16 protein-coding genes, 1 tRNA gene and 1 pseudogene are annotated in these 20,139 nt (G+C 68.8%); 10 read left to right on the top strand and 8 right to left on the bottom strand.

Annotated elements, in window-relative coordinates; all coding sequences use genetic code 11:
* Positions 1-22 precede the first annotated feature (22 nt).
* Positions 23-2,032 carry a S9 family peptidase gene (locus tag COA07_RS02310; protein WP_066711701.1) on the top strand — a complete coding sequence of 670 codons (2,010 nt, stop codon included), beginning with the start codon at positions 23-25 and terminating at the stop codon, positions 2,030-2,032.
* A gap of 369 nt (positions 2,033-2,401) precedes the next feature.
* Here COA07_RS02310 and COA07_RS02305 read toward each other — a convergent pair whose 3' ends face one another.
* The 6 genes from COA07_RS02305 to dapA form a co-directional block, all read right to left on the bottom strand.
* Entirely contained in the window at positions 2,402-2,749 is a 348-nt protein-coding gene (locus COA07_RS02305) for a response regulator (RefSeq protein ID WP_245841954.1), read from the bottom strand.
* A 40-nt stretch (positions 2,750-2,789) separates the two neighbouring features.
* On the bottom strand, positions 2,790-5,192 hold the full coding sequence (locus COA07_RS02300) for a hybrid sensor histidine kinase/response regulator (protein WP_096640509.1): 2,403 nt from the start codon (positions 5,190-5,192) through the stop codon (positions 2,790-2,792).
* 15 nt (positions 5,193-5,207) lie between these two features.
* Entirely contained in the window at positions 5,208-7,229 is a 2,022-nt protein-coding gene (locus COA07_RS02295; protein WP_066711634.1) for a M13 family metallopeptidase, read from the bottom strand.
* A 93-nt stretch (positions 7,230-7,322) separates the two neighbouring features.
* Positions 7,323-7,877 (bottom strand): DUF2062 domain-containing protein, encoded by a 555-nt coding sequence (locus COA07_RS02290; RefSeq protein ID WP_066711636.1) that lies wholly within the window; start codon positions 7,875-7,877, stop codon positions 7,323-7,325.
* A gap of 16 nt (positions 7,878-7,893) precedes the next feature.
* The gene (gene smpB / locus COA07_RS02285; protein ID WP_066489654.1) at positions 7,894-8,376 is read right to left on the bottom strand and encodes an SsrA-binding protein SmpB; all 483 of its coding nucleotides are present in this window, start codon (positions 8,374-8,376) and stop codon (positions 7,894-7,896) included.
* A 66-nt stretch (positions 8,377-8,442) separates the two neighbouring features.
* Positions 8,443-9,327, bottom strand: a complete 885-nt coding sequence (gene dapA, locus COA07_RS02280; RefSeq protein ID WP_066711633.1) for a 4-hydroxy-tetrahydrodipicolinate synthase — start codon at positions 9,325-9,327, stop codon at positions 8,443-8,445.
* Between the two features lie 115 nt (positions 9,328-9,442).
* On the opposite strand from dapA, the gene COA07_RS02275 reads away from it, so the two are divergent.
* The 5 genes from COA07_RS02275 to COA07_RS02255 all read left to right on the top strand — a co-directional run bounded on the left by COA07_RS02275 (position 9,443) and on the right by COA07_RS02255 (position 15,238).
* Positions 9,443-11,437: a lytic transglycosylase domain-containing protein gene (locus COA07_RS02275; RefSeq protein WP_373853912.1), complete on the top strand. Its 1,995-nt coding sequence runs from the start codon at positions 9,443-9,445 to the stop codon at positions 11,435-11,437.
* Between the two features lie 165 nt (positions 11,438-11,602).
* The gene (greB, locus tag COA07_RS02270; protein WP_066711632.1) at positions 11,603-12,106 is read left to right on the top strand and encodes a transcription elongation factor GreB; all 504 of its coding nucleotides are present in this window, start codon (positions 11,603-11,605) and stop codon (positions 12,104-12,106) included.
* A 10-nt stretch (positions 12,107-12,116) separates the two neighbouring features.
* Positions 12,117-13,004 (top strand): NYN domain-containing protein, encoded by an 888-nt coding sequence (locus tag COA07_RS02265; protein ID WP_245841953.1) that lies wholly within the window; start codon positions 12,117-12,119, stop codon positions 13,002-13,004.
* Positions 13,004-14,635, top strand: a complete 1,632-nt coding sequence (locus COA07_RS02260) for a M28 family peptidase (protein ID WP_096640396.1) — start codon at positions 13,004-13,006, stop codon at positions 14,633-14,635. Before COA07_RS02265 ends, COA07_RS02260 begins: the two co-directional genes overlap by 1 nt.
* 42 nt (positions 14,636-14,677) lie before the next feature.
* Positions 14,678-15,238 (top strand): Uma2 family endonuclease, encoded by a 561-nt coding sequence (locus COA07_RS02255; protein WP_066712806.1) that lies wholly within the window; start codon positions 14,678-14,680, stop codon positions 15,236-15,238.
* A gap of 236 nt (positions 15,239-15,474) precedes the next feature.
* Here COA07_RS02255 and ettA read toward each other — a convergent pair whose 3' ends face one another.
* Positions 15,475-17,154: an energy-dependent translational throttle protein EttA gene (gene ettA / locus COA07_RS02250; protein ID WP_066712808.1), complete on the bottom strand. Its 1,680-nt coding sequence runs from the start codon at positions 17,152-17,154 to the stop codon at positions 15,475-15,477.
* A 107-nt stretch (positions 17,155-17,261) separates the two neighbouring features.
* Between ettA and COA07_RS02245 the strand changes: the two genes are divergently transcribed.
* From COA07_RS02245 to COA07_RS02230, 4 genes are all read left to right on the top strand, one after another.
* Positions 17,262-18,698, top strand: a complete 1,437-nt coding sequence (locus tag COA07_RS02245) for a M20/M25/M40 family metallo-hydrolase (RefSeq protein WP_096640394.1) — start codon at positions 17,262-17,264, stop codon at positions 18,696-18,698.
* A 178-nt stretch (positions 18,699-18,876) separates the two neighbouring features.
* The gene (locus COA07_RS02240) at positions 18,877-19,137 is read left to right on the top strand and encodes a hypothetical protein (protein WP_066707874.1); all 261 of its coding nucleotides are present in this window, start codon (positions 18,877-18,879) and stop codon (positions 19,135-19,137) included.
* A gap of 30 nt (positions 19,138-19,167) precedes the next feature.
* Positions 19,168-19,425: a hypothetical protein gene (locus COA07_RS02235; RefSeq protein ID WP_141396458.1), complete on the top strand. Its 258-nt coding sequence runs from the start codon at positions 19,168-19,170 to the stop codon at positions 19,423-19,425.
* A 115-nt stretch (positions 19,426-19,540) separates the two neighbouring features.
* Positions 19,541-19,617: transfer RNA gene (locus tag COA07_RS02230), tRNA-Pro, on the top strand.
* 182 nt (positions 19,618-19,799) lie between these two features.
* On the opposite strand, the pseudogene COA07_RS18515 reads toward COA07_RS02230, so the two are convergent.
* A pseudogene (locus tag COA07_RS18515) lies at positions 19,800-20,122 on the bottom strand (IS3 family transposase); the annotation flags it as partial.
* Positions 20,123-20,139: the final 17 nt, after the last annotated feature.

Genomic DNA, 20,139 nt, shown 5'->3' with positions numbered 1-20,139 from the left:
TACAGCAGGGAGGATATTTGGCATGTTGAAGGCGATTCTGGGCGCCGGTGCGGCGCTGCTCGCGATCCAGCCGGTGATGGCGGCGATGGCGGATGCGCCCGGCGCGGTGCCGCTGATCGAGCGGGCGAAACTGTTCGGCAATCCGACGCGCACCGGGGGTAAACTGTCCCCCGACGGCAGGTGGATCACCTTCATCGCGCCGCGCGACGGGGTGCTCAACATCTGGGTCGCGCCGTCCGACAAGCCCGACCAGGCACGCCCGCTGACCGCCGAGAAGGGGCGCCCGATCCGGCAGAGCTTCTGGGCGCCGGATTCGCGCTCGATCCTGTACGTCAACGACAAGGGCGGGGACGAGAATTTCCTGCTGTACGGCGTCGACGTCGCGACCGGCGCGCAAAAGACGCTGACCCCGTTCGAGAAGACCCGCGTGCAGGTGATCGGCGCCAGCCAGACGATCAAGGACCGCATCCTGATCGGCGTCAACAACCGCGACCCGCGCTGGCATGACGTCTACGAACTGAACCTCAACAGCGGGCAGCTGACCAAGGTGATGCAGAACGACGGCTATGCCGGGTTCGTCGCCGACGACCAGCTTAAGCTGCGGCTGGCCAGCAAGGCGCGGCCCGATGGCGGCAGCGACTATTACCGCGTCACCGGCACGAACGTGGAGACGACCCCGGTCGCGCAGGTGGGGCTGGAGGATTCGCTGACCACCGCGCCGCTGGGCTTCACCACCGACGGCAAGACGCTGTACTGGACCGATTCGCGCGGGCGCGACACCGCCGCGCTGATCGCGCAGGACGTGGCGAGCGGCAAGACCGCGATCGTCGGGCAAAGCGCCAAGGCGGACGTCGACGGCGGGCTGTTCAACCCGGTGACCGGACAGCTGGAAGCCTATTCGGTCGATTACCTGACCAATGAATATGTCCCGGTGGGCGATGCGTTGAAGGCGGACCTGGCCTTCCTGAAGGCGCAGAACAAGGGCGAGTTCACGGTCGGCAGCCGTACCGACGCGGACGACAAATGGCTGGTGACGTTCGACCCGGTCAACGCGCCGGTCGCCACCTATGTCTACGACCGCAAGGCCAGGGCGCTGACGCAGCTGTACGTGACCCGGCCGGAGCTGGTCGGTGCGCCGCTGGTCGCGATGGAGCCGGCGGAGATCGCGGCGCGCGACGGGCTGACGCTGGTGTCGTACCTGACCAGGCCGAAGGGGGTGACCGGACCCGTGCCGATGGTGCTGTTCGTCCATGGCGGACCGTGGGCGCGCGACGGCTACGGCTATAACGGCTATCATCAGTGGCTGGCGAACCGCGGCTATGCGGTGCTGTCGGTCAATTATCGCGGATCGACCGGGTTCGGGAAGAAGTTCGTGTCCGCCGGCGACCTGCAATGGGGCCGCAAGATGCACGACGACCTGATCGACGCGGTCGACTGGGCGGTGAAGCAGGGCGTCACCACCAAGGACAAGGTGGCGATCATGGGCGGTTCGTACGGTGGCTATGCCACGCTGGCCGGGCTGACCTTCACCCCCGATGCGTTCGCGTGCGGGGTGGACATCGTCGGGCCGTCGAACCTGTTCACGCTGCTCAAGACGATCCCGCCGTATTGGGAAGCCGGCAAGCAGCAATTCTACAAGCGGATGGGCGATCCGACGACCGAGGAAGGGCGCGCGCTGCTGAAGGAGCGCAGCCCGCTGACGTTCGTGGACCGGATCAAGAAGCCGCTGCTGATCGGACAGGGCGCCAACGACCCGCGCGTCAACGTCGCCGAGAGCGACCAGATCGTCGCGGCAATGGCGGCGAAGAACATCCCGGTCACCTATGTGCTGTTCCCCGACGAAGGCCATGGCTTCGCCCGGCCGGTGAACAACATCGCGTTCAACGCGGTGGCGGAAAACTTCCTGGCGCCGTGCCTGGGCGGGCGTGCCGAACCGGTCGGCGGCGCGCTCGCCGCGTCCACCGCGCAGGTGAAGCATGGCGCGCAGTTCGTGAAGGGGCTGTCGGCGGGGACAGCGGCCGGGGGCCAGTAGGCGGTTCATGGGCGCGCGCGGGAGGGGGTGACCGCTTCCGCCGCGCCCTGCCGTGCCATCGCGTTGGATACCCTTGCGGCAGCCCGCCCCGTCATGCCGGACTTGTTCCGGCATCCACCGCGCGGCATGCGCTGCGACCTGTTGACAGCACCGCACGGTGGCCGCCCGGAGCCGGACGGGTGCGCTGCGAGCGTGGCGGTCTGCGGCTTTGGACCGTCGTCATCCCGGCCGGCTTCTTTCCCCACCGTGCGGCAGAAACAACGCCGGCGGCGTACGCGGCGCGGTGGATGCCGGAACGAGTCCGGCATGACGGGAGGAGCTTGTAGCTGCACCTCGCCGTGCCCCGGAAACGTCCGGGACGATCGCGCCTCAGGCGAGCTGGGCGAGTGCCTGGTCGACGCCGTCCATGGTGAACGGTTTCGACAGCCGCGGGCGGTCGCGGTGTTCGGGGGCGATCTCCTCCCCGCCGCCGCCGGTGGCGAAGACGAACGGGATGCCGCGTTCGGCAAGCGCATCGGCGATCGCGAAGCTCTTTTCCCCGCTGCGCAGGTTGACGTCGAGGATCGCCGCGTCGATGCCGCCCGCGGCGACCATCGGCAGCGCGGCGGCGACGCAATCGGCGGTTCCGGCATGCCCCTTGTCCAGGGCTTCCAGGAAATCCTCCAGCATCATCGCGATGAGGGGTTCGTCCTCGACCAGCAAAACGCGCATCGTCATGGGTTCCGCCATAGCGTGATGCGGCGCGCGCGCAATGGCCTCACGCTTCCGCCGCCGTCCCCTGTTGCGCCAGCAACACGTCGCGCGTCGCCTCCGCCAGCTGCTGGACCGAGAACGGCTTGGGCAGGAACGACACGTTGTCGAGGTCGATCGAGCGACGCAGCTGTTCCTCGGCATAGCCCGACATGAACAGGATCGGGATGCCGGGATGCAGCTGGCGCAGCGCCTGTGCGAGCGTCGGGCCGTCCATCACCGGCATCATCACGTCGGAGATGACCAACGTCGGGCGGTCGACCCCCGCCAGCAGTTCCAGCGCCGCCTCGCCATTCTCGGCCGCCAGCACGGTATAGCCCTGCCGCGCCAGCGCGCGTTCGGCGACGGCGCGGACCATGTCCTCATCCTCCACCAGCAGGATCGTGCCGGTGCCCCACAGGTCGCTCGACCGCTGCCGCGCGGCGGGGGTCGGCACGGTCAGCAGCGTCGCCGGTTCCTGCCCGCTGGCCGCATGGACCGGCAGGTAGATGGTGAAGGTGGCGCCCTGCCCCGGCTTGGAATCGGCGAAGATATAGCCGCCCGACTGCTTGACGATGCCGTAGACGGTCGACAGGCCCAGCCCGGTGCCCTTGCCGACTTCCTTGGTGGTGAAGAACGGCTCGAAGATCTTGGGCAGCACCTCCGGGGGAATGCCGGTGCCGGTATCGGAGATTTCCAGCGCGGTATAATCGCCGATCGGCACGATATCGCTGCCGCGCCGGCGCACCTCAGCGATCGGGACCGAGCGGGTCTGGATCGTCAGCTTGCCGCCGTTGCCCTTCGCCAGCATCGCGTCGCGCGCGTTGACCGCCAGGTTCACGACCACCTGTTCCAGCTGCCCCGGATCGGCGCGGACGGGACCCAGATCGCGGCCGTGCTTGACCTCCAGCACGACCGTCTCGCCCATCAGGCGGCGCAACAGGTTCGACACCTCCGACACGACGTCGGGCAGTTGCAGCACCTGCGGGCGCAGCGTCTGCTGGCGCGAGAAGGCGAGCAGCTGGCGGGTCAGGCTGGCGGCGCGGTTCGAATTGGCGCGGATCTGCTGGATATCGTCGTAATCGCTGTCGCCGGGCGAATGGCGCATCAGCATCAGGTCGCAATGGCCGATGATCGCGGTCAGGATATTGTTGAAATCGTGCGCGACGCCACCGGCCAGCTGGCCGACCGCCTGCATCTTGGTGGCCTGCGCAACCTCGCGCTTGAGGCGGTTTTCCTCGTTATTGTCCTTCAGGCTGAGCAGCACCGCCGCCTCGCCCAGCCCGCGCGCGGCGGCGATCGACAGTGCGACCGGTTCGTCGGGATGGTCCTTGAGCCGCACGGCCAGATCGGTGGAGCGCGCCGCGCCGCTGGCGAAGCGGCGGACCGCGTCGGCGACCGCGCTCTTGTCCTCGCGCACCACCAGGTCGCCGGGATAGACGGGCAGCTGCCCCGGCTCGACCCCCGCGGCGCGCGCGAACGCCTGGTTCATCTGCACGAAGCGGCCGTCACGATCGACCAGCGCGATGCCGAACGGCATCAGCATCAGCAGCGCCTCGACATCCTCGGCGCTGCCCGCGACGCCGGTGTCGACGTCGACCATCACCACCAGGATCGGCGCGTCGTCATCGCCCGACAGCGGGATCTGCAGCAACCGCAGCGGGTTGGCGCCCTCCCCTTCGGAAATGAAACGGACGGTGCCGCCATGGTCTTCGGCCAGGAACCGGGCCAGATCCTCACCGGTCAGCGCCCCGTCGGGGGTGCCGGTGGCGCGGGTGCGCAGCACCGCATTGGCGGCCAGCACATGGCCATTGGCGGTGACCAGCGCGGCCATCACCCCGGCGCTGCCCAGCTGCGCGCCCAACGTGCCGTCGATCGATTCGGCGAAGCGCGCCGGCTGGCCCGAGGGCGCGGGGCCATGCGCGAACCGCCAGACCAGGATATCCTGTTCCTGCCCCGCGCGGGTGATCGTCGCGTCGATCGCGCCGACCGCGCCGCGCAGCGCCGCCGTCGCACGCCCGTCGCGCCACGCCGCGCGCCCCGCGACCGCCAGCTGCCCGCCGCCATCGCCCGCCAGCGGCAGCGAGGGCGGCGTGGGAAAGCCGGCGAACAGGTTTTCGTAGCAGTCGTTAGCGCACACCAGCCGCCCGGACCGGTCGGTCACGGCGATCCCGTCGTCGCTCGATTCGACCAACGCGCGGATGAGCTCCCAGTCGTGTTCCACCGCGGTGGCGGGGGTATCGACGCGGCGCAGCATCGCGACGGCGAGCGCGACGCCCGCCAGCACGATCGCGGCGCCGAAGAACCCGGCCGCGATCGTGGCGTCATGGACGAGCCACAGCACCAGCCCCGCGGCGGCGACCCCGGCAAGGGTCGCCAGCGCCAGTCCGATGCGCCACTGGCGCCGTTGCGCGCCCCGCCCGTCGATCATCCCCAGCGACATCCCCTACCAGATCCGCACGCGTGCGTCGGGCGCCAGGTACAGGCGATCGGCCGGCGCGGGGCGATAGGCGTCGTACCAGGCATCCATGTTGCGCACGATCCACGTGCGCTGTTCGGACGGCGCGTGCGGATCGGTCAGCAGGCGCTGGCGCAGGTTCGCCTCGCGATAGTTGCGCCGCCACACCTGCGCCCAACCGAGGTAGAAGCGCTGGTCGGCGGAAAAGCCGTCGATCACCGGCGGCTTCGCGCCCTTCAGCGAGGCGAGATAGGCGTCGTGCGCGGCGGCCAGCCCGGCGAGGTCGGCGGAATTCTCGCCCAGCGTCAGCTGACCCTTCACGTGCAGCCCCGGCAGCGGTTGATAGGCGTCATATTGCGCGACCAGTTTCTGGCTCAGCGCCTTGAACCGCGCGACGTCGGCGTCGGTCCACCATTGCGTCAGCCGCCCGCGTGCGTCGAACTTCGCGCCCTGATCGTCGAAATGATGGCTCATCTCATGCCCGATCACCGCGCCGATGCCGCCGTAATTGACCGCCGCATCCGCCTTCGGATCGAAGAACGGCGGCTGGAGGATCGCCGCGGGGAAGGTGATCGCGACCAGCCCGAAATTGGCCTGCGCGTTCACGGTCATCGGGGCCATGCCCCATTCCCAGCGGTAGATCGGCTTGCCCAGCTTTCCGACGTTATAATCGTGCTGCCACTGGTTGGCGCGCAGCATGTTGCCGAACGCATCGCCCGCGCGGATCGACAGCGCGGCATAGTCGCGCCAGCGATCGGGATAGCCGATGCGGGGCACGAAGGCGGCCAGCTTTGCATGCGCCTTCGCCTTGGTTTCGGGCGCCATCCATTCGAGCGTGTCGATGCGGCGGTTCATCGCGGCGATGATGTTGCGCACCATTTCGTCCGCCGCGGCCTTGGTCGCGGGCGGGAAATAGCGCGCGACATAGACCTTGGACACCTCGTCGGTGAGCGCCGAGGAGGTGAAGCCGACCGCGCGCTTCCACCGTTCGGACTGTTCGGGGGTGCCGTTCAGCACGGTGTCGTTGAAGGCGAAGCTTTCGCGATCGATCGCGGCGGGAAGAACATCGGCGAACCCGTCGAGGCTGCGCACGATCAGCTGGTCGCGCAGCACCGCGATCGGCGTCTTCGCGATCAGCGCGGCCTCCCCGGCGATCGCGGTCGGCTGACCCACAACCAGCGTATCGGCGGCAAGGCCGCCCGCCTTCAAATAGGCGGCGAAATCGAACCCCGGCGCGGTGCGCGCCAGATCGGCGAGCGTCATGCGGTTGTAGGTCTTGTCCGCGTCGCGGCTGTCGATGCGGGTCCAGTGCGCTTGCGCGATCTGCGTTTCGAACGCGACGATCGCGGCGGCGCGCGCATCGGCATCGGCTTCACCCGCGAGCGTCAGCAGCCGCGCCAGATGCGCGCGATAGGCGGTGCGCGCCTCCACCAGCTTGGCATCGTTCGACAGATAATAATCGCGGTCGGGCATCCCCAGCCCGGACTGGCGCAGGTTCACGACATAGGCGTCGGGGTTCTTGCTGTCCTGCCCGACGTAGAGGCCGAAGGGCGTGTCGACGCCGTTGCGATCGGCCTGCGCGAGCAGCGCGGCATAGCCGGGCTTGTCCGCCGCCTTGATCGTCGCCAGCCACGGGCGGATCGGGGCAAGGCCGGCACGCTCGATCGCGGCGGTATCGAGGAAGGCGGCATAAGCGGTGCCGATCTTCGACCGCGGATCGCTGCGCGCCGCCTCCAGCAGGCCGCGGGTGCGTTCGCGCGACAGGTCCTGCAGGACCGAGAAGGCGCCGTAATTCGCCTCGTCCGCGGGGATGACGGTGTTCTTCGCCCAGGTGCCGTTGGCGAAGGCATAGAAATCATCGCCCGGCTTGACCGAACGGTCCATTCCGGCGGTGTCGAAACCAAACGTGCCATATTGCGGCGCGTCGGGGTTTCGCGCAGCGGATTGGGCGATCAGCGCGGCGGGGACGAGCGCGACGAGCGCGGACAGGGTGATGAAGCGGCGACGCATGTACGAAGGCATCCTTTGTTGATGATCCTCCCCCCAAGGATGCCCGTGTCTTAGAGCGGGAGTTTGCCATGCGCCAGCGCGGCGAGCGCGTGCCTAGCTATCGTGGCGATGATCGTCGCGGTGCTGGTGGCGGTGGCGCCATTTGCGCGCGATCCATGCGCGCCACCCCAGCATTGCCGCGCCATAGCCGAGCGCCGCCGATGCGGCGGCGATCACCAGCAGCCCGACGATCAGCGCCGGGCCGGCATCCCACGCCCATTGCAGCCAGCCGGTCGCCGCCTCCGCCACCGGTTGCGCCACAGCCGGGGCGTGCGAGTGGAGCAGCCACGCGCCGATGCGATAGGCCGCGAACAGGATGAACGGCGTGGTCAGCGGGTTGGTGATGAACGTCACCAGCGCGGCGACGGGGACGTTGGCGCGGAACGGAAAGGCGATCAGCGCGGCGATCGCGATCTGCGCCACCGGGAACAGGATGCCCGCGATCATCCCCAGCGCGACGCCGCGGGGCACGGAGCGGCGGGTGAAGCGCCACAATTCGGGCGCCAGTACGCGATGCGCGACCGGGCGCAGCAGGCGGCTGCCCTCCATCGATTCGCGGGTCGGCAGGTTGCGCCGGCTCCACGCCGCGATCCTGTCCCACCCGGTCATCGGACGCGACGCCACCTCAACCGTGCTCGCGCAGGACGCGCCCGGCCTCGCGCTTCCAGTCGCGTTCCTTGATATGTTCGCGCTTGTCGTGCGCCTTGCGCCCCTTGGCCAGTGCCAGTTCCACCTTCGCGCGCCCCTGCCCGTTGAAATAGACGGTGAGCGGGACCAGCGTCATGCCTTCCCGCGCCACCGCGCCGTGCAGCTTGTTTATCTCACGCTCATGAAGCAGCAGTTTACGGGGGCGCTTGGGTTCGTGGTTGAAGCGGTTGCCGTGGCTGAATTCGGGGATGTTCGAATTGACCAGCCACACCTCGTCCCCCGACACCTCGGCATAGCTTTCCGCGATCGAGCCTTCGCCGAAGCGCAGGCTCTTCACCTCGGTGCCGGTCAGGACGATCCCGGCCTCATAGGTGGTGTCGATCGCATAATCGAACCGCGCGCGGCGGTTCTCGGCGACGACCTTCTTCTTGTCGAACGTGGCGGGTTTGGGACGCGGCATACGGCGGTGATGTAGGGGCTGTCGCGCGCCGGGGCAAAGGGGCTTTCGGCCCGGGCGGCGCTTTCCTCAGACCAGCCCCGCCTGCGCCAGCCCCGCGTCGACCGCGGCGCGGCTCGCTTCCGAGGGCCAGGTCATCGGCAGGCGCAGGCCGTCGGGGAAGCCGGGGCGCACCTTCGTCATGGCATATTTTACCGGGCCGGGCGATGCATCGGTGAACAGCGCGACGTGGAGCGCGAAGAGGCGGTCGTTGAGATCGCGCGCCTTCGCGTAATCCCCGGCCGCGCACGCCGCCTGGAAATCCGCGCACAGCCGCGGCGCGACATTGGCGCTGACCGAGATGCAGCCGACCCCGCCGGTGGCGTTATAGCCCAATGCCATATCGTCATTGCCAGACAGTTGGCAGAAATCGGCGCCAACCAGCGCGCGATGTTCCGACACGCGCTGCAGCACGCCGGAGGCGTCCTTCACCGCGACGAACACCGTGGGAAAGGCGGTGACGATCCGCGCCAGCGTGGCGGGCTGGATGTCCGTGACGGTGCGGCCGGGCACGTTGTACAGGACGATCGGCAGCGGCGCGTGCGGGGCAAGCGCGGCGAAATGCTGGAAGATCCCCTCCTGCGAGGGGCGGTTGTAATAGGGCGGCACCATCAACGCGGCATCGGCGCCGGCCTCCTTCGCGGCGATCAGGTTGGCGACCGCGACGCGCGTGTCGTTCGATCCCGCGCCCGCGATCACCGGCACGCGGCCGCGCGCCTGATCGACGCAGACGCGGACGATCGCGAACTGTTCGTCCTTGGTCAGCGTCGCCGCTTCCCCGGTGGTGCCGCACGGGACCAGCGCGGACGAACCCTCGGCGATTTGCCATTCGACCAGATCGCGATAGGCGCTTTCCACGAAATCGCCTTGGGCGTCGAACGGCGTGACCAGCGCGGGGATGGAACCGGAGAACATGGGCAGCGATTGCTCCTGGAGCGTAAACAGGGGGGCGTCGTTCAGGCCAGATACGGCTAGCATCGCTAGTCTGTCCACCGATGGTGTCCGTCGAACAGTGAAGGCAGGTGCGTTGATCCTTTTCGTTGCAGCAGCAGGGGCGGTCGCGGTCGTCGCCGGGGGCCAGTACGGGCCGACCAACCTCGTCCCCGATCAGCTATCCGCCCCCGCGCCGTCACCCGTCCCGACCGCGCCCGCCGCGCCCGCAGCCTCGCTGCCGGGGATGGCGCAGCCGATCGCGCAGTGGAAGGCGTTGCAGCAGACCGATGCGCTGCCGTTCGACAGCTATGCCGGGTTCCTGGCGCAGCATCCCGGCTGGCCCGGGCAGAATGCACTGCGCCGCACCGCCGAGAAGAAGGCGGCGACCGATCCGAACACGCCCGCGACCAGTATCGTCGCCTTCTGCCGGCGGTGGCCGCCGCTGACGACGCAAGGATGGGTGGCGTGCGCGCGCGCCTATGCCGCGACGGGCGCGTCGGCACAGGCGCAGGCGGCAGCGCGGACCGCGTGGCGGCTGGGCACGCTGACCGCGCAGGACGAGGCGACGATCACCAACCAGTTCCCAGGCGCGCTGACCAGCGCGGACAACGACCGGCGGATGGACACGTTGCTGTGGCAGGGGGCGACCAGCGCGGCGGGGCGTGTGCTGCCCTATACCAGCCCCACCGCCCGCCCGCTGTTCGAGGCGCGGCTGGCGTTCCGCAGCGGGGCGGCCAACGCCTCGGCGCTGGCGGCGGCGAACGACGCGGCCGGCGCGCGCGACGCGGGCTATATCGCGGACAAGGCGACGTGGCTGCGCGGCAACGGCGCCTCCCCCAGCGCGCGCGGCTGGCTGGCGCGCACGCGCACGGGCATGACGCTGCCGGGGAATGTCGAGAAATTCTACGAGGCGCTGCTGACCAATGCGCGCGGGGCGGCGGCGGACGGGCAGTGGCAGACCGCCTATGACATCGCGCGGCAGATCGACGATGCCTATCCGGCGGGGACGGACGTGTCGACCAAGCCCTATGGCGAGCGCGACGATTATACCTCGCTGGCGTGGCTGGCGGGACAGGCGGCGCTGAAGCTGGGGCGACCCGCCGATGCGCGGGCGATGTTCGAACGCTATGGCCGTGCCAGCCAGTCGCCGCAGACGCGCTCCAAGGGCTTCTACTGGGCGGCGCGCGCGGCCGAGGATGCGCGGATGGCGGACACCAATGCGCTGTTCGAGCGCGCCGCGGGATTTCGCGACCAATATTACGGCCAGCTGGCGATCGAGCATCTGGGCCGCGCGCTGACCGCGCCGCCCCCTGCCCCGTCGCCGATGATCGCCCCGGCGGCGCGCAACGCCTTCTACGCGCGCGAGACGGTGCGTGCAGCGCAGTTCCTGGGCGGCGCTGGGCTGTACCAGGACCAGACCGCGTTCGTGAAGCAGATCGCCGCGGACGCGACCAGCGACACGGACCACTACCTTGCGGACGAGCTGTCGCGCACGATGCGCCGCCCGGACCTGGGCGTGCTGGTGGGGCGCAGCGCGATGCAGAACGGCCTGACCGAATATAGCGCCAACGGCTTTCCCACGGTCGCGGTCCCGCCGGGCTACGAAAGCCAATGGTCGATGATCCATGCGGTCGCGCGGCAGGAAAGCCAGTTCGACCGCGCCGCGCGCAGCCCGGTGGGCGCGAGCGGGCTGATGCAGCTGATGCCCGGCACCGCGCGCGAACAGGCCGGGAAGCTGGGCCTGCCGTATGATCCGGCGCGGCTGGTCAACGACACCGGCTACAACATCCAGCTGGGGTCGAGCTACTTCCAGCGGATCTTCAACCTGTACGGCAGCTATCCGCTGGCGATCGCGGCGTACAATGCCGGGCCGGGCAACGTGAACAAATGGCTGCGCGCCAATGGCGACCCGCGCACCGGCGCGGTCGATGCGGTCGACTGGGTGGAGGCGATCCCGTTCGGGGAGACGCGCAACTACGTCCAGCGCGTGCTGGAGAATGCGGTCGTCTACGACCTGATGAACCCGCCGCGCGCGAAGAGCCGCGGGCCGCACAACCTCAGCTGGTATCTGGGGCGGTCGCGCGGCGGGTGAGGATTCACGCGAAGCCGCGAAGACGCGAAGAGGTTGCGGCCGATCCGGAGACCATGGGGCGGATCGTCGCAGTCGGCGCGCGGACCGACCAATCTTCGCGGCGTCGCGCCTTCGCGTGAACCCTGCCCCTTCATCCGCCCGCGCTTTGCGCCTAACCGCAGGCCGATGACCGATCGCCCGAACTACATCACCCCCGCCGGCTTCACGACATTGCGCCAGGAATATGAGCGGCTGTTCGCGCATGAGCGCCCCGCGCTGGTCGAAACCATCTCATGGGCCGCGGGCAATGGCGACCGGTCGGAGAACGGCGACTATATCTACGGCCGCAAGCGGCTGCGCGAGATCGACCGGCGGCTGGGGTGGCTGTCGCGGCGGATGAAGGCCGCGAAAGTGGTCGACCCGGCGCAGCAGCAGGACCGGTCGCGCGTCTGGTTCGGCGCGAGCGTGACGATCGCGGACGAGGACGACAACCACCGCACCCTGACGCTGGTCGGCGACGACGAGGCGGAGGCGGGCGCGGGGCGCGTCGGCTGGAACGCGCCGATCGCGCGTGCGCTGCGCGGCGCGGCGGTGGGCGACCTGCGCCGCGTCACGCTGCCGGCCGGCGAGCGCGAATATGAGATCGTCGCGATCGATTATCCCGCCGCGGCGCCGTCGCTAAACGATTGACCTTGCCGCCATGCCGGTCGATGCACCGGGCATGGCCAATTACGACATGACCCCGACGCGCAACGTCGCGCTGCTGATCGACGCGGACAACGCCTCCGCCGCGACGCTGGACCCGGTGCTGACCGTGCTGGCGGAACTGGGCACGGTCAACGTGCGGCGGGTGTACGGCAACTGGTCGAAGCCCGCGCTCAATTCGTGGCGCGACATGACGGTGAAGCACGGCATCGAGCCGCAGCAGCAGTTCGACCTGACCAAGGGCAAGAACGCCACCGATATGAAGATGACGATCGACGCGATGGACCTGCTGTTCCGTGGCAAGGTGGAGGCGTTCGGCATCATGTCGTCCGATTCGGACTTCATGCCGCTGGCGATGCGCATCCGGCAGGAAGGCATTCCGGTCTACGGCTTCGGGACCAGCCGCGCGCCCGAGGCGTTCCGGCGCGCGTGCACGCGCTTCATCGACGTCAACGCGATCTCGCTGCCGGTCGAGGAGGACGCCGCGCCGGTGCCTGCCGCCCCCGCGCCGACGCCCGCTCCGACCGCCGCAGCGCCGGCCGCGACGCCGACACCGCCCGCCGCCCCCGCCCCCGCCCCGCGCGTGCCGGTACAAACCGACGTGCCGATCGCCGAATCGCTGCCGCCGCCGATCGCGGCGCGGCCCAAGCTGCCGGTGGACGACGAACTGCTGAAGCTGCTGATCGACGCCTATGACGCGTCGAAGCGTGACGAGAAGGGGTATGTGAACCTGTCGGCGATGGGACAGCTGGCGGCCAACCGGTCGAGCTTCGACGTGCGCAATTATGGCTACAAGCGGCTGTCCGATCTGATCGAATCGGTCGCCAACTTCAAACTGGAACGCCGCGAAGGTGGCCAGTCGTATGTGAAGCGGGTCCGCTGATGCGCTTGCTGCTGATCGCCGCCGCCGCGGCCCTGGTCGCGCTTCCCGCCGCCGCGCAGACGCACGCCGACCCGGCGCGGCTGTCCGCCGACGTGCGCACGCTCGCCTCGCCCGATTTCGGCGGGCGGGCGCCCGGCACGCCGGGGGAGAAGAAGACGCTCGACTGGCTGGTCGCGCAGTTCAAGGCGATCGGGCTGGCGCCGGGCGGCCCGGACGGAACGTGGCTGCAACCCGTCCCGCTGGTCCATACGCGGATCGCGCCCGACGCCTGGATGACGATCGGCGACACCCCGCTGAAGCAGGGGCGCGACATTGCGGTGACGACGGTGCGTCCGGACGATGCGATCAACATCACCGCCTCGCCGATGGTCTTCGTCGGTTACGGCGTGTCCGCGCCGGAGGCCGGGTGGGACGATTTCAAGGGCGTGGACGTGAAGGGCAAGACGGTCGTCTTCCTCATCAACGACCCCGATTTCGAGGCACAGGCCGGCGACGATGCCAAGGGCCGCTTCGGCGACCGGCGGATGACCTATTACGGGCGCTGGACCTACAAGTTCGAGGAAGCCGCGCGGCGCGGGGCGGCGGCGGCGCTGATCGTCCACGACACCGGCGGGGCGGGCTATCCGTGGTCGACGGTCAATGCCTCGAACGGCGAGAATTACGATATCGTGCGCGCTCCCGGCGACGAGCGCGTGCCGGTGCAGGGCTGGATCGAGCATGACGCGGCCGACCGGCTGTTCGCCGCGGCGGGGCTGGACCTCGCCAAGCTGCGCGTCGCGGCGCGTTCCGCCAGCTTCCGCCCGATCGAGATGGCGCCGCGCTTCACCGCGGTGGCCAGGGTGGCGGTGGAGCGGATCGAGAGCGCCAACGTGCTCGCCAGGCTGCCCGGCACGCGCCGTCCGGACGAAAGCGTGATGTTCGCCGCGCACTGGGACGCCTATGGCGAGGGCCCGGCGGATGCGTCGGGCAAGACGCTGCGCCCCGGCGCGAACGACGATGCGCTGGGCGTGGCGGGCGTGCTGGAACTGGCGCGGCTGTTCAAGGCGGGGCCGAAGCGCGACCGGACGCTGGTGTTCGCGGCGTGGACCGGCGAGGAGCGTGGGCTGCTGGGGTCGGAATATTATGCCGCGCACCCGGTCTATCCCGCGGCGACCACCGCGGCGAACCTGACGCTCGACATCCTGCAGACCGCGGGGGCGGCCAAGGACGTGGTCCTGGTCGGCGCGGGGCAGTCGTCGCTCGACGCGCTGCTAGCCGATGCCGCGCGCGCGCAGGGCCGCGTGGTGACGCCCGAGACGTTCAGCGAACGCGGCCTGTTCTATCGCGCGGACCATTTCTCGCTGGTGCGGCGCGGCGTGCCGTCGCTGCTGCTGATGGCGCTGGGCGGCGCATCGGACCTGCGCACCGGTGGGCGGGCGGCGGGGCAGAAGTGGCTGGACGACTATATGGCCTGTTACCACAAGACCTGCGACGCCTGGGACGCGGGCTGGAACCTGACCGGCGCGGCACAGGACGTCGACCTGTTCCACACGATCGGCGCACGGCTGTCGACGGCGGGCGTGTGGCCGACGTGGAGCGCGGGCAGCGAGTTCGCGGCGATCCGCGACCGGAGCGCGGGGGAGCGTAGGTAGTGCCGGTTTTCCCGGCACGATTTTGGTGATACCTCTACCCTCATGACGGTTCAGGAGCGTCTTCGCCCGGGCAAGTACCGGCTGACGGTCGATGATTACCTTCGGCTTGCCGCCGGGGGTACGTTCGGCGATCGGCGGACGGAATTGATCGAGGGGGATATCTGGATCATGAGCCCGGCCCACACCCTGCACGCACGCATACAGGGTGCGCTCGCGTTGGCGATCGGCCAGGCTTTGCCGGGCGAAACGGGCCTGTCCCTGCTGATCGCTCCGTCGGTCAGGCTGTCCGACGATACGATGCCCGAGCCGGACCTGGCCGTCGCGGTCGTCGACCATAGCGAGGCGGTATTACCGGGCCGGGACCTGCGTCTGGCGGTCGAGGTTGCCGACAGCACGCTGGCCAGCGACCTCTCTGTGAAACAGTCGCTTTACGCCGGCGCCGGCATTCCGGAATATTGGGTGGTCGATGTGGCGTCGGCGGTGATCCACCAGATGTGGGCGCCGGAGGGCGAGGGTTATCGCGAACGCCGCACGGTGGCGTTCGGCGAACCGCTGGTCGCGGCGACGGTGGCGGGGCTGGTGGTGGAGACGACGGGGCTTTAGGCCGCGCCGGCCTTCATCGTCGTATCGTCACCGCCGACATGCTGGCGACCCCGGCGCACGTCGTTCGTTCCGAGCCGTGATATCTGTCGCCGGCATTGATGCGGAGCGGTGGATGCCGGAACACGTCCGGCATGACGACGGGTAGTGTCGCTGACGGCACCGACCGATTCACGGCGCTTCCGGGTCGAGCGGGCGGAGCGCCGTGGCGCCCCGCCCTGCCCCGGTCGGCGGATGGATCAGCGGGTGAGCTTCTTGTACGCCAGCCGCGTCGGGCGGTCGGCGGCGTCGCCCATGCGGCGGCGCTTGTCTTCCTCGTAGCTTTCGTAATTGCCCTCGAACCATTCGACGTGGCTGTCGCCCTCGAACGCCAGGATGTGCGTGCACAGGCGATCGAGGAAGAAGCGGTCGTGGCTGATGACCACGGCGCAGCCCGCGAACGTCTCCAGCGCCTCCTCGAGCGCGCGCAGTGTCTCGACGTCGAGGTCGTTGGTCGGTTCGTCGAGCAGCAGGACGTTGCCGCCCTCCTTCAGCATCTTGGCCATGTGGACGCGGTTGCGCTCACCGCCCGACAGCTGGCCGACCTTCTTCTGCTGGTCCGGCCCGCGGAAGTTGAACGCGCCGACATAGGCGCGCGTGCCAATTTCCTGCTTGCCGAAGCGGAAGACCTCCAGCTTGTCGGAGATTTCCTCCCACACGTTCTTGTTGGGATCCAGGTCGTCGCGGCTCTGGTCGACATAGCCGAGCTTCACGGTCGATCCGACCTCGATCGTGCCGGCGTCGGGCTGTTCCTGCCCGGTGATGAGCTTGAACAGCGTCGACTTGCCCGCGCCGTTGGGGCCGATCACGCCGACGATGCCGCCCGGCGGCAGCATGAAGTCGAGGTTTTCGAACAACAGCTTGTCGCCATAGGACTTGGTCAGCCCCTTGGCCTCGATCACCTTGCCGCCCAGCCGCTCGGGCAGCTGGATCAGGATCTGCGCCTTGCCCGCGGCGCGGTTTTCCTGCTGCTCCATCAGCTGTTCGAAGTTGCGGATACGCGCCTTCGACTTGGTCTGGCGCGCCTTGGGGGTCTGGCGCATCCACGCCAGCTCGTCGGCGATCGCGCGCTGGCGCCCGGCCTCCTCGCGTTCTTCCTGCTCCAGCCGCTTGGCCTTCTTTTCCAGATAGCCGGAATAGTTCGATTCGTAGGTGTAGTAACGCCCGCGATCGAGCTCCAGCACCCAGTTCACGACATTGTCGAGGAAGTAACGGTCGTGGGTGACGAGGATGACGTTGCCGGTATATTCCTTCAGGAAATTCTCCAGCCAGGCGACGCTTTCGGCGTCGAGGTGGTTGGTCGGCTCGTCCAGCAGCAGGATATCTGGCTTTTCCAGCAGCAGCCGGCACAGCGCGACGCGGCGGCGCTCACCGCCCGACAGCTTGGTGACGTCGGCATCGCCCGGCGGGCAGCGCAGCGCCTCCATCGCGACTTCCAGCTGGTTGTCGAGCGTCCAGCCGTCGACCGCGTCGATCTTGGCCTGAAGATCGCCCATCTCCTCCATCAGGGCGTCGAAATCGGTATCGTCCTGCGGATCGCCCATCTCGGCCGAGATGGCGTTGAAGCGATCGACCAGGTCGGCGATCGGGCGCACGCCGTCCTTGACGTTGCCCATCACGTCCTTCGACGGATCGAGCTGCGGTTCCTGCGCCAAGTAACCGACGCGGACCCCCTCGGCGGGCCAGGCCTCGCCGGTGAAGTCGGTATCGATCCCGGCCATCACCTTCATCAGCGTCGACTTGCCGGCGCCGTTCGGACCGATGATCGCGATCTTCGCGCCCGGAATGAACTGAAGGTGGATGTTGTTGAGGACGGGCTTGTTCGCGCCCGGGAAGGTCTTGGTCAGACCCTTCATGACATAGGTGTACTGGACGGCCATCTGGCGCGCGTGCTCCGTGTTCGATGCGGTCGGCGGAAATTCCCCGCGCATCTAGGGTCCAAACGGCGCGTTGGCAAACCACGCGATGGCGGTTACCCCGTGACGTCATGACGTTTCGCCGGATCGCGGCCCATGCCGCCTGCTCGCTCGCCCTGCCCCTCGCCCTGTCGACCATGCTGTCGGCCGCACCGGCATGGGCGCAGCGCACCGCCCCGCCCCCGGCCCCGCCGGTCGACCCCGCGGTGGCGGCGCTGCGCGATGCGGCGCTGAAGGACGTCCTGGCCTATTCGATCATCGAGGGGCTGACGACCGAGGTCGGCCAGCGGCTGGCGGGCACCGAGGCGGAGGCGCGGGCGCGCGCCTGGGGCGCGGCGAAGCTGAAGGCGCTGGGGTTCAGCAACGTGGCAATCGAAACCTATCAGATGCCCGTATGGGTGCGCGGCGAGGAGACCGCCGGGATCGTCGCCCCGGTGCCGCACCGTCTGCAACTGGCCGCGCTGGGCAATTCCGGATCAACCGGGCCGAAGGGGCTGACCGCCGAGGTGGTGGTGTTCCCGACCTTCAACGATCTCGCCGCCGCGCCCGACGGCAGCCTGGCGGGCAAGATCGCCTATGTCGGCAACGCGATGCAGCGGACGCAGGACGGCTCGGGCTATGGCGCGAACGGCGCGGCGCGATTCGTTGGACCGTCGGTGGCGGCGCGCAAGGGCGCGGCGGCGATCGTGATCCGCTCGATCGGCACCGACCATCACCGCCTGCCGCACACCGGCACCACCAATTTCGCCGAGGGACAGGCGCCGATCCCCGCCGCAGCGCTGTCCGTCTCCGATGCCGAGCTGATCGAGCGGCTGGCGACGCGCGGCCAGCCGATCCGCCTGCACCTGCTGCTGACGCCGCGGCAGACCGGGATGCACGAATCGGGGAACGTCATCGCCGAGGTGCCGGGGACCGACCCGAATGCGGGCGTCGTCCTGATCGGCGGGCATCTCGACAGCTGGGATCTGGGCACCGGTGCGATCGACGATGCCAGCGGGCTGGCGATCACCACCGCCGCGGCCAAGCGCATCCTCGATTCGGGTGTGCGCCCGCGCCGGACGATCCGCGTAGTCTGGTTCGGTGCGGAGGAAGTCGGCGGGCCGGGCGGGCGCGATTATGCGCGCCGGCATGGGGCCGAGCGCCACGCGCTGGCGGCGGAGAGCGATTTCGGTGCCGATCGCGTATGGCGCTTCGAAACCGCATTGCCCGACAGCGCGGCGGCGGTCGGCGCGCGGCTGGGCAGCGCGCTGGCGCCGCTGGGGATCGTAAAGGGCAGCGGCATCGCGGGCGACGGCGCCGATATCGCGCCGATCATCCGCACCGGGGTGGCGGGCGTCGACCTCAACCAGTCCGGCCTCGACTATTTCGACGTCCACCACACCCCCGACGACACGCTGGATCGCGTCGAGCCGGAAGCGCTGCGCCAGAATGTCGCGGCATGGACCACGATGCTGGCGATCGTCGCCAACGCGCCGGAGGAGATCGGCACGGTGACGCGGCCGAAATAGCGTTGGTCGCGCGCCCGACCCGCCCCGCCGCAGACCCGCGACGGGACATTCGGTTCGTCGCAACCTTTCCGAAAGATGAATTTTGGCCATTGACCCCCGTATTCGGTAGGGTATTGCGGCGTTTCGCGACGGCGTTGGGGTCGGGCGCGATTGGTTTTTGATGCTTGGGAGCATTCCTATGAAGAAGATCCTGCTCGTTGCCGCCGCCGCCGGCCTGATGTCGGTTGCCGCCTGCTCGAAGACGGAAACCCCGGTCGAGAACAACGCCGACATGGTCGCCGACAACATGGACGCCATCGCCGACAACCTGGCGGACGTCTCGAACACCACCGCGAACCCGTTCGCGCAGGACAATGCCGAAGCGGCTGCCGAGAACATCCACGACGCCGCGGACAACGTCCGTGAGGCTGGCGAGGAAGCCGCCGAGAACCACAAGTAAGCTGGTTTCCGACATCGGTTCGGAGGGATGATGCGGCACGCCGCCTTCCTGCTGGCGATCGTGGCCCCTTTGGGTGCCACGGCCTGCGGGTCGCCCTCCGAGCCGACGTCGGTCGGTAACAATGCCGAGATGATCGCCGACGCGCTGGAGCGACGGGCCGACAATCTCGAGGCGATGGCGAGCGCCAGCGCCAATGACAGCGTCGCCGCCATGCTGGCCGGTGCCGCCGACAATCTGGACGATCAGGCGGACAATATCGCGGAAGCAGCCGGCGACAACGCGCGGTGACCCTTCCGGCCAACGCCATCGTCACGACCACCAGGCGCCCGCGACGGCGCCTTTTTCTTTGATGCGACCCGCTTGCGCCGGCACCCCGCCCCGCCTAGCAACCGCATCCACGCGTCGGGGAGTGGCGCAGTCTGGTAGCGCGCCTGCTTTGGGAGCAGGATGTCGCAGGTTCGAATCCTGTCTCCCCGACCACCCGCACATAGATCATTGTAAACACGTCCTGAAATCCCGCGAGGGAGTCTCGCTCCCCCAGAGTGTCCCCCTCGTTGTACACGAACGTGCATGCGATGAGGCGTCCCAACATCGCCCGATGCGGACATCTGCTCTTGTGACGACGTGAAATTATCCTTCACGGCACGACGATCCAGCTAAGCTTCGCCGGTCGCGATGTACACGTGATGTCGGCCAGCCAGACCCGATCGGGCGCGGTCGCCATAAAGCGTTGCGCCAGCAGGTTGGGCGCGATCGGCAGATTGCGGCGGCTGTCCGTCGTGCAGATCCGGCCCCGGCGCAGGCCGGGGGCGGCATGCATCCGGGGCGATCCGTATCGTATCTGATGGCGCGCCTGAAGACGACGCACGTCGCTGAGCAGCGGCAGGTTCGCCGTCGTCCGCGTGTTCGATCGCCGACCGCGCCAGTCGTAACAGCCGCTGCGCGACAGACCGAGCATGCGGCACATGACGTTCAGTGGGCAGGTTAATCACCCAGCCTCGA

It is taken from the genome of Sphingomonas adhaesiva (assembly GCF_002374855.1).
Taxonomy (GTDB): Bacteria; Pseudomonadota; Alphaproteobacteria; order Sphingomonadales; family Sphingomonadaceae; genus Sphingomonas; species Sphingomonas adhaesiva.
This window is presented reverse-complemented; position numbering and strand designations above follow the sequence as displayed.

What these genes read in the sequence shown, in the direction of transcription:
- COA07_RS02310 (WP_066711701.1), top strand. Translation starts at nt 23, where the DNA reads ATGTTGAAGGCGATTCTGGGCGCCGGTGCGGCGCTGCTCGCGATCCAG.
- COA07_RS02305 (WP_245841954.1), bottom strand. Translation starts at nt 2,749, where the DNA reads ATGACGATGCGCGTTTTGCTGGTCGAGGACGAACCCCTCATCGCGATG.
- COA07_RS02300 (WP_096640509.1), bottom strand. Translation starts at nt 5,192, where the DNA reads ATGATCGACGGGCGGGGCGCGCAACGGCGCCAGTGGCGCATCGGACTG.
- COA07_RS02295 (WP_066711634.1), bottom strand. Translation starts at nt 7,229, where the DNA reads ATGCGTCGCCGCTTCATCACCCTGTCCGCGCTCGTCGCGCTCGTCCCC.
- COA07_RS02290 (WP_066711636.1), bottom strand. Translation starts at nt 7,877, where the DNA reads ATGACCGGGTGGGACAGGATCGCGGCGTGGAGCCGGCGCAACCTGCCG.
- smpB (WP_066489654.1), bottom strand. Translation starts at nt 8,376, where the DNA reads ATGCCGCGTCCCAAACCCGCCACGTTCGACAAGAAGAAGGTCGTCGCC.
- dapA (WP_066711633.1), bottom strand. Translation starts at nt 9,327, where the DNA reads ATGTTCTCCGGTTCCATCCCCGCGCTGGTCACGCCGTTCGACGCCCAA.
- greB (WP_066711632.1), top strand. Translation starts at nt 11,603, where the DNA reads ATGACCGATCGCCCGAACTACATCACCCCCGCCGGCTTCACGACATTG.
- COA07_RS02265 (WP_245841953.1), top strand. Translation starts at nt 12,117, where the DNA reads ATGCCGGTCGATGCACCGGGCATGGCCAATTACGACATGACCCCGACG.
- COA07_RS02260 (WP_096640396.1), top strand. Translation starts at nt 13,004, where the DNA reads ATGCGCTTGCTGCTGATCGCCGCCGCCGCGGCCCTGGTCGCGCTTCCC.
- COA07_RS02255 (WP_066712806.1), top strand. Translation starts at nt 14,678, where the DNA reads ATGACGGTTCAGGAGCGTCTTCGCCCGGGCAAGTACCGGCTGACGGTC.
- ettA (WP_066712808.1), bottom strand. Translation starts at nt 17,154, where the DNA reads ATGGCCGTCCAGTACACCTATGTCATGAAGGGTCTGACCAAGACCTTC.
- COA07_RS02245 (WP_096640394.1), top strand. Translation starts at nt 17,262, where the DNA reads ATGACGTTTCGCCGGATCGCGGCCCATGCCGCCTGCTCGCTCGCCCTG.
- COA07_RS02240 (WP_066707874.1), top strand. Translation starts at nt 18,877, where the DNA reads ATGAAGAAGATCCTGCTCGTTGCCGCCGCCGCCGGCCTGATGTCGGTT.
- COA07_RS02235 (WP_141396458.1), top strand. Translation starts at nt 19,168, where the DNA reads ATGCGGCACGCCGCCTTCCTGCTGGCGATCGTGGCCCCTTTGGGTGCC.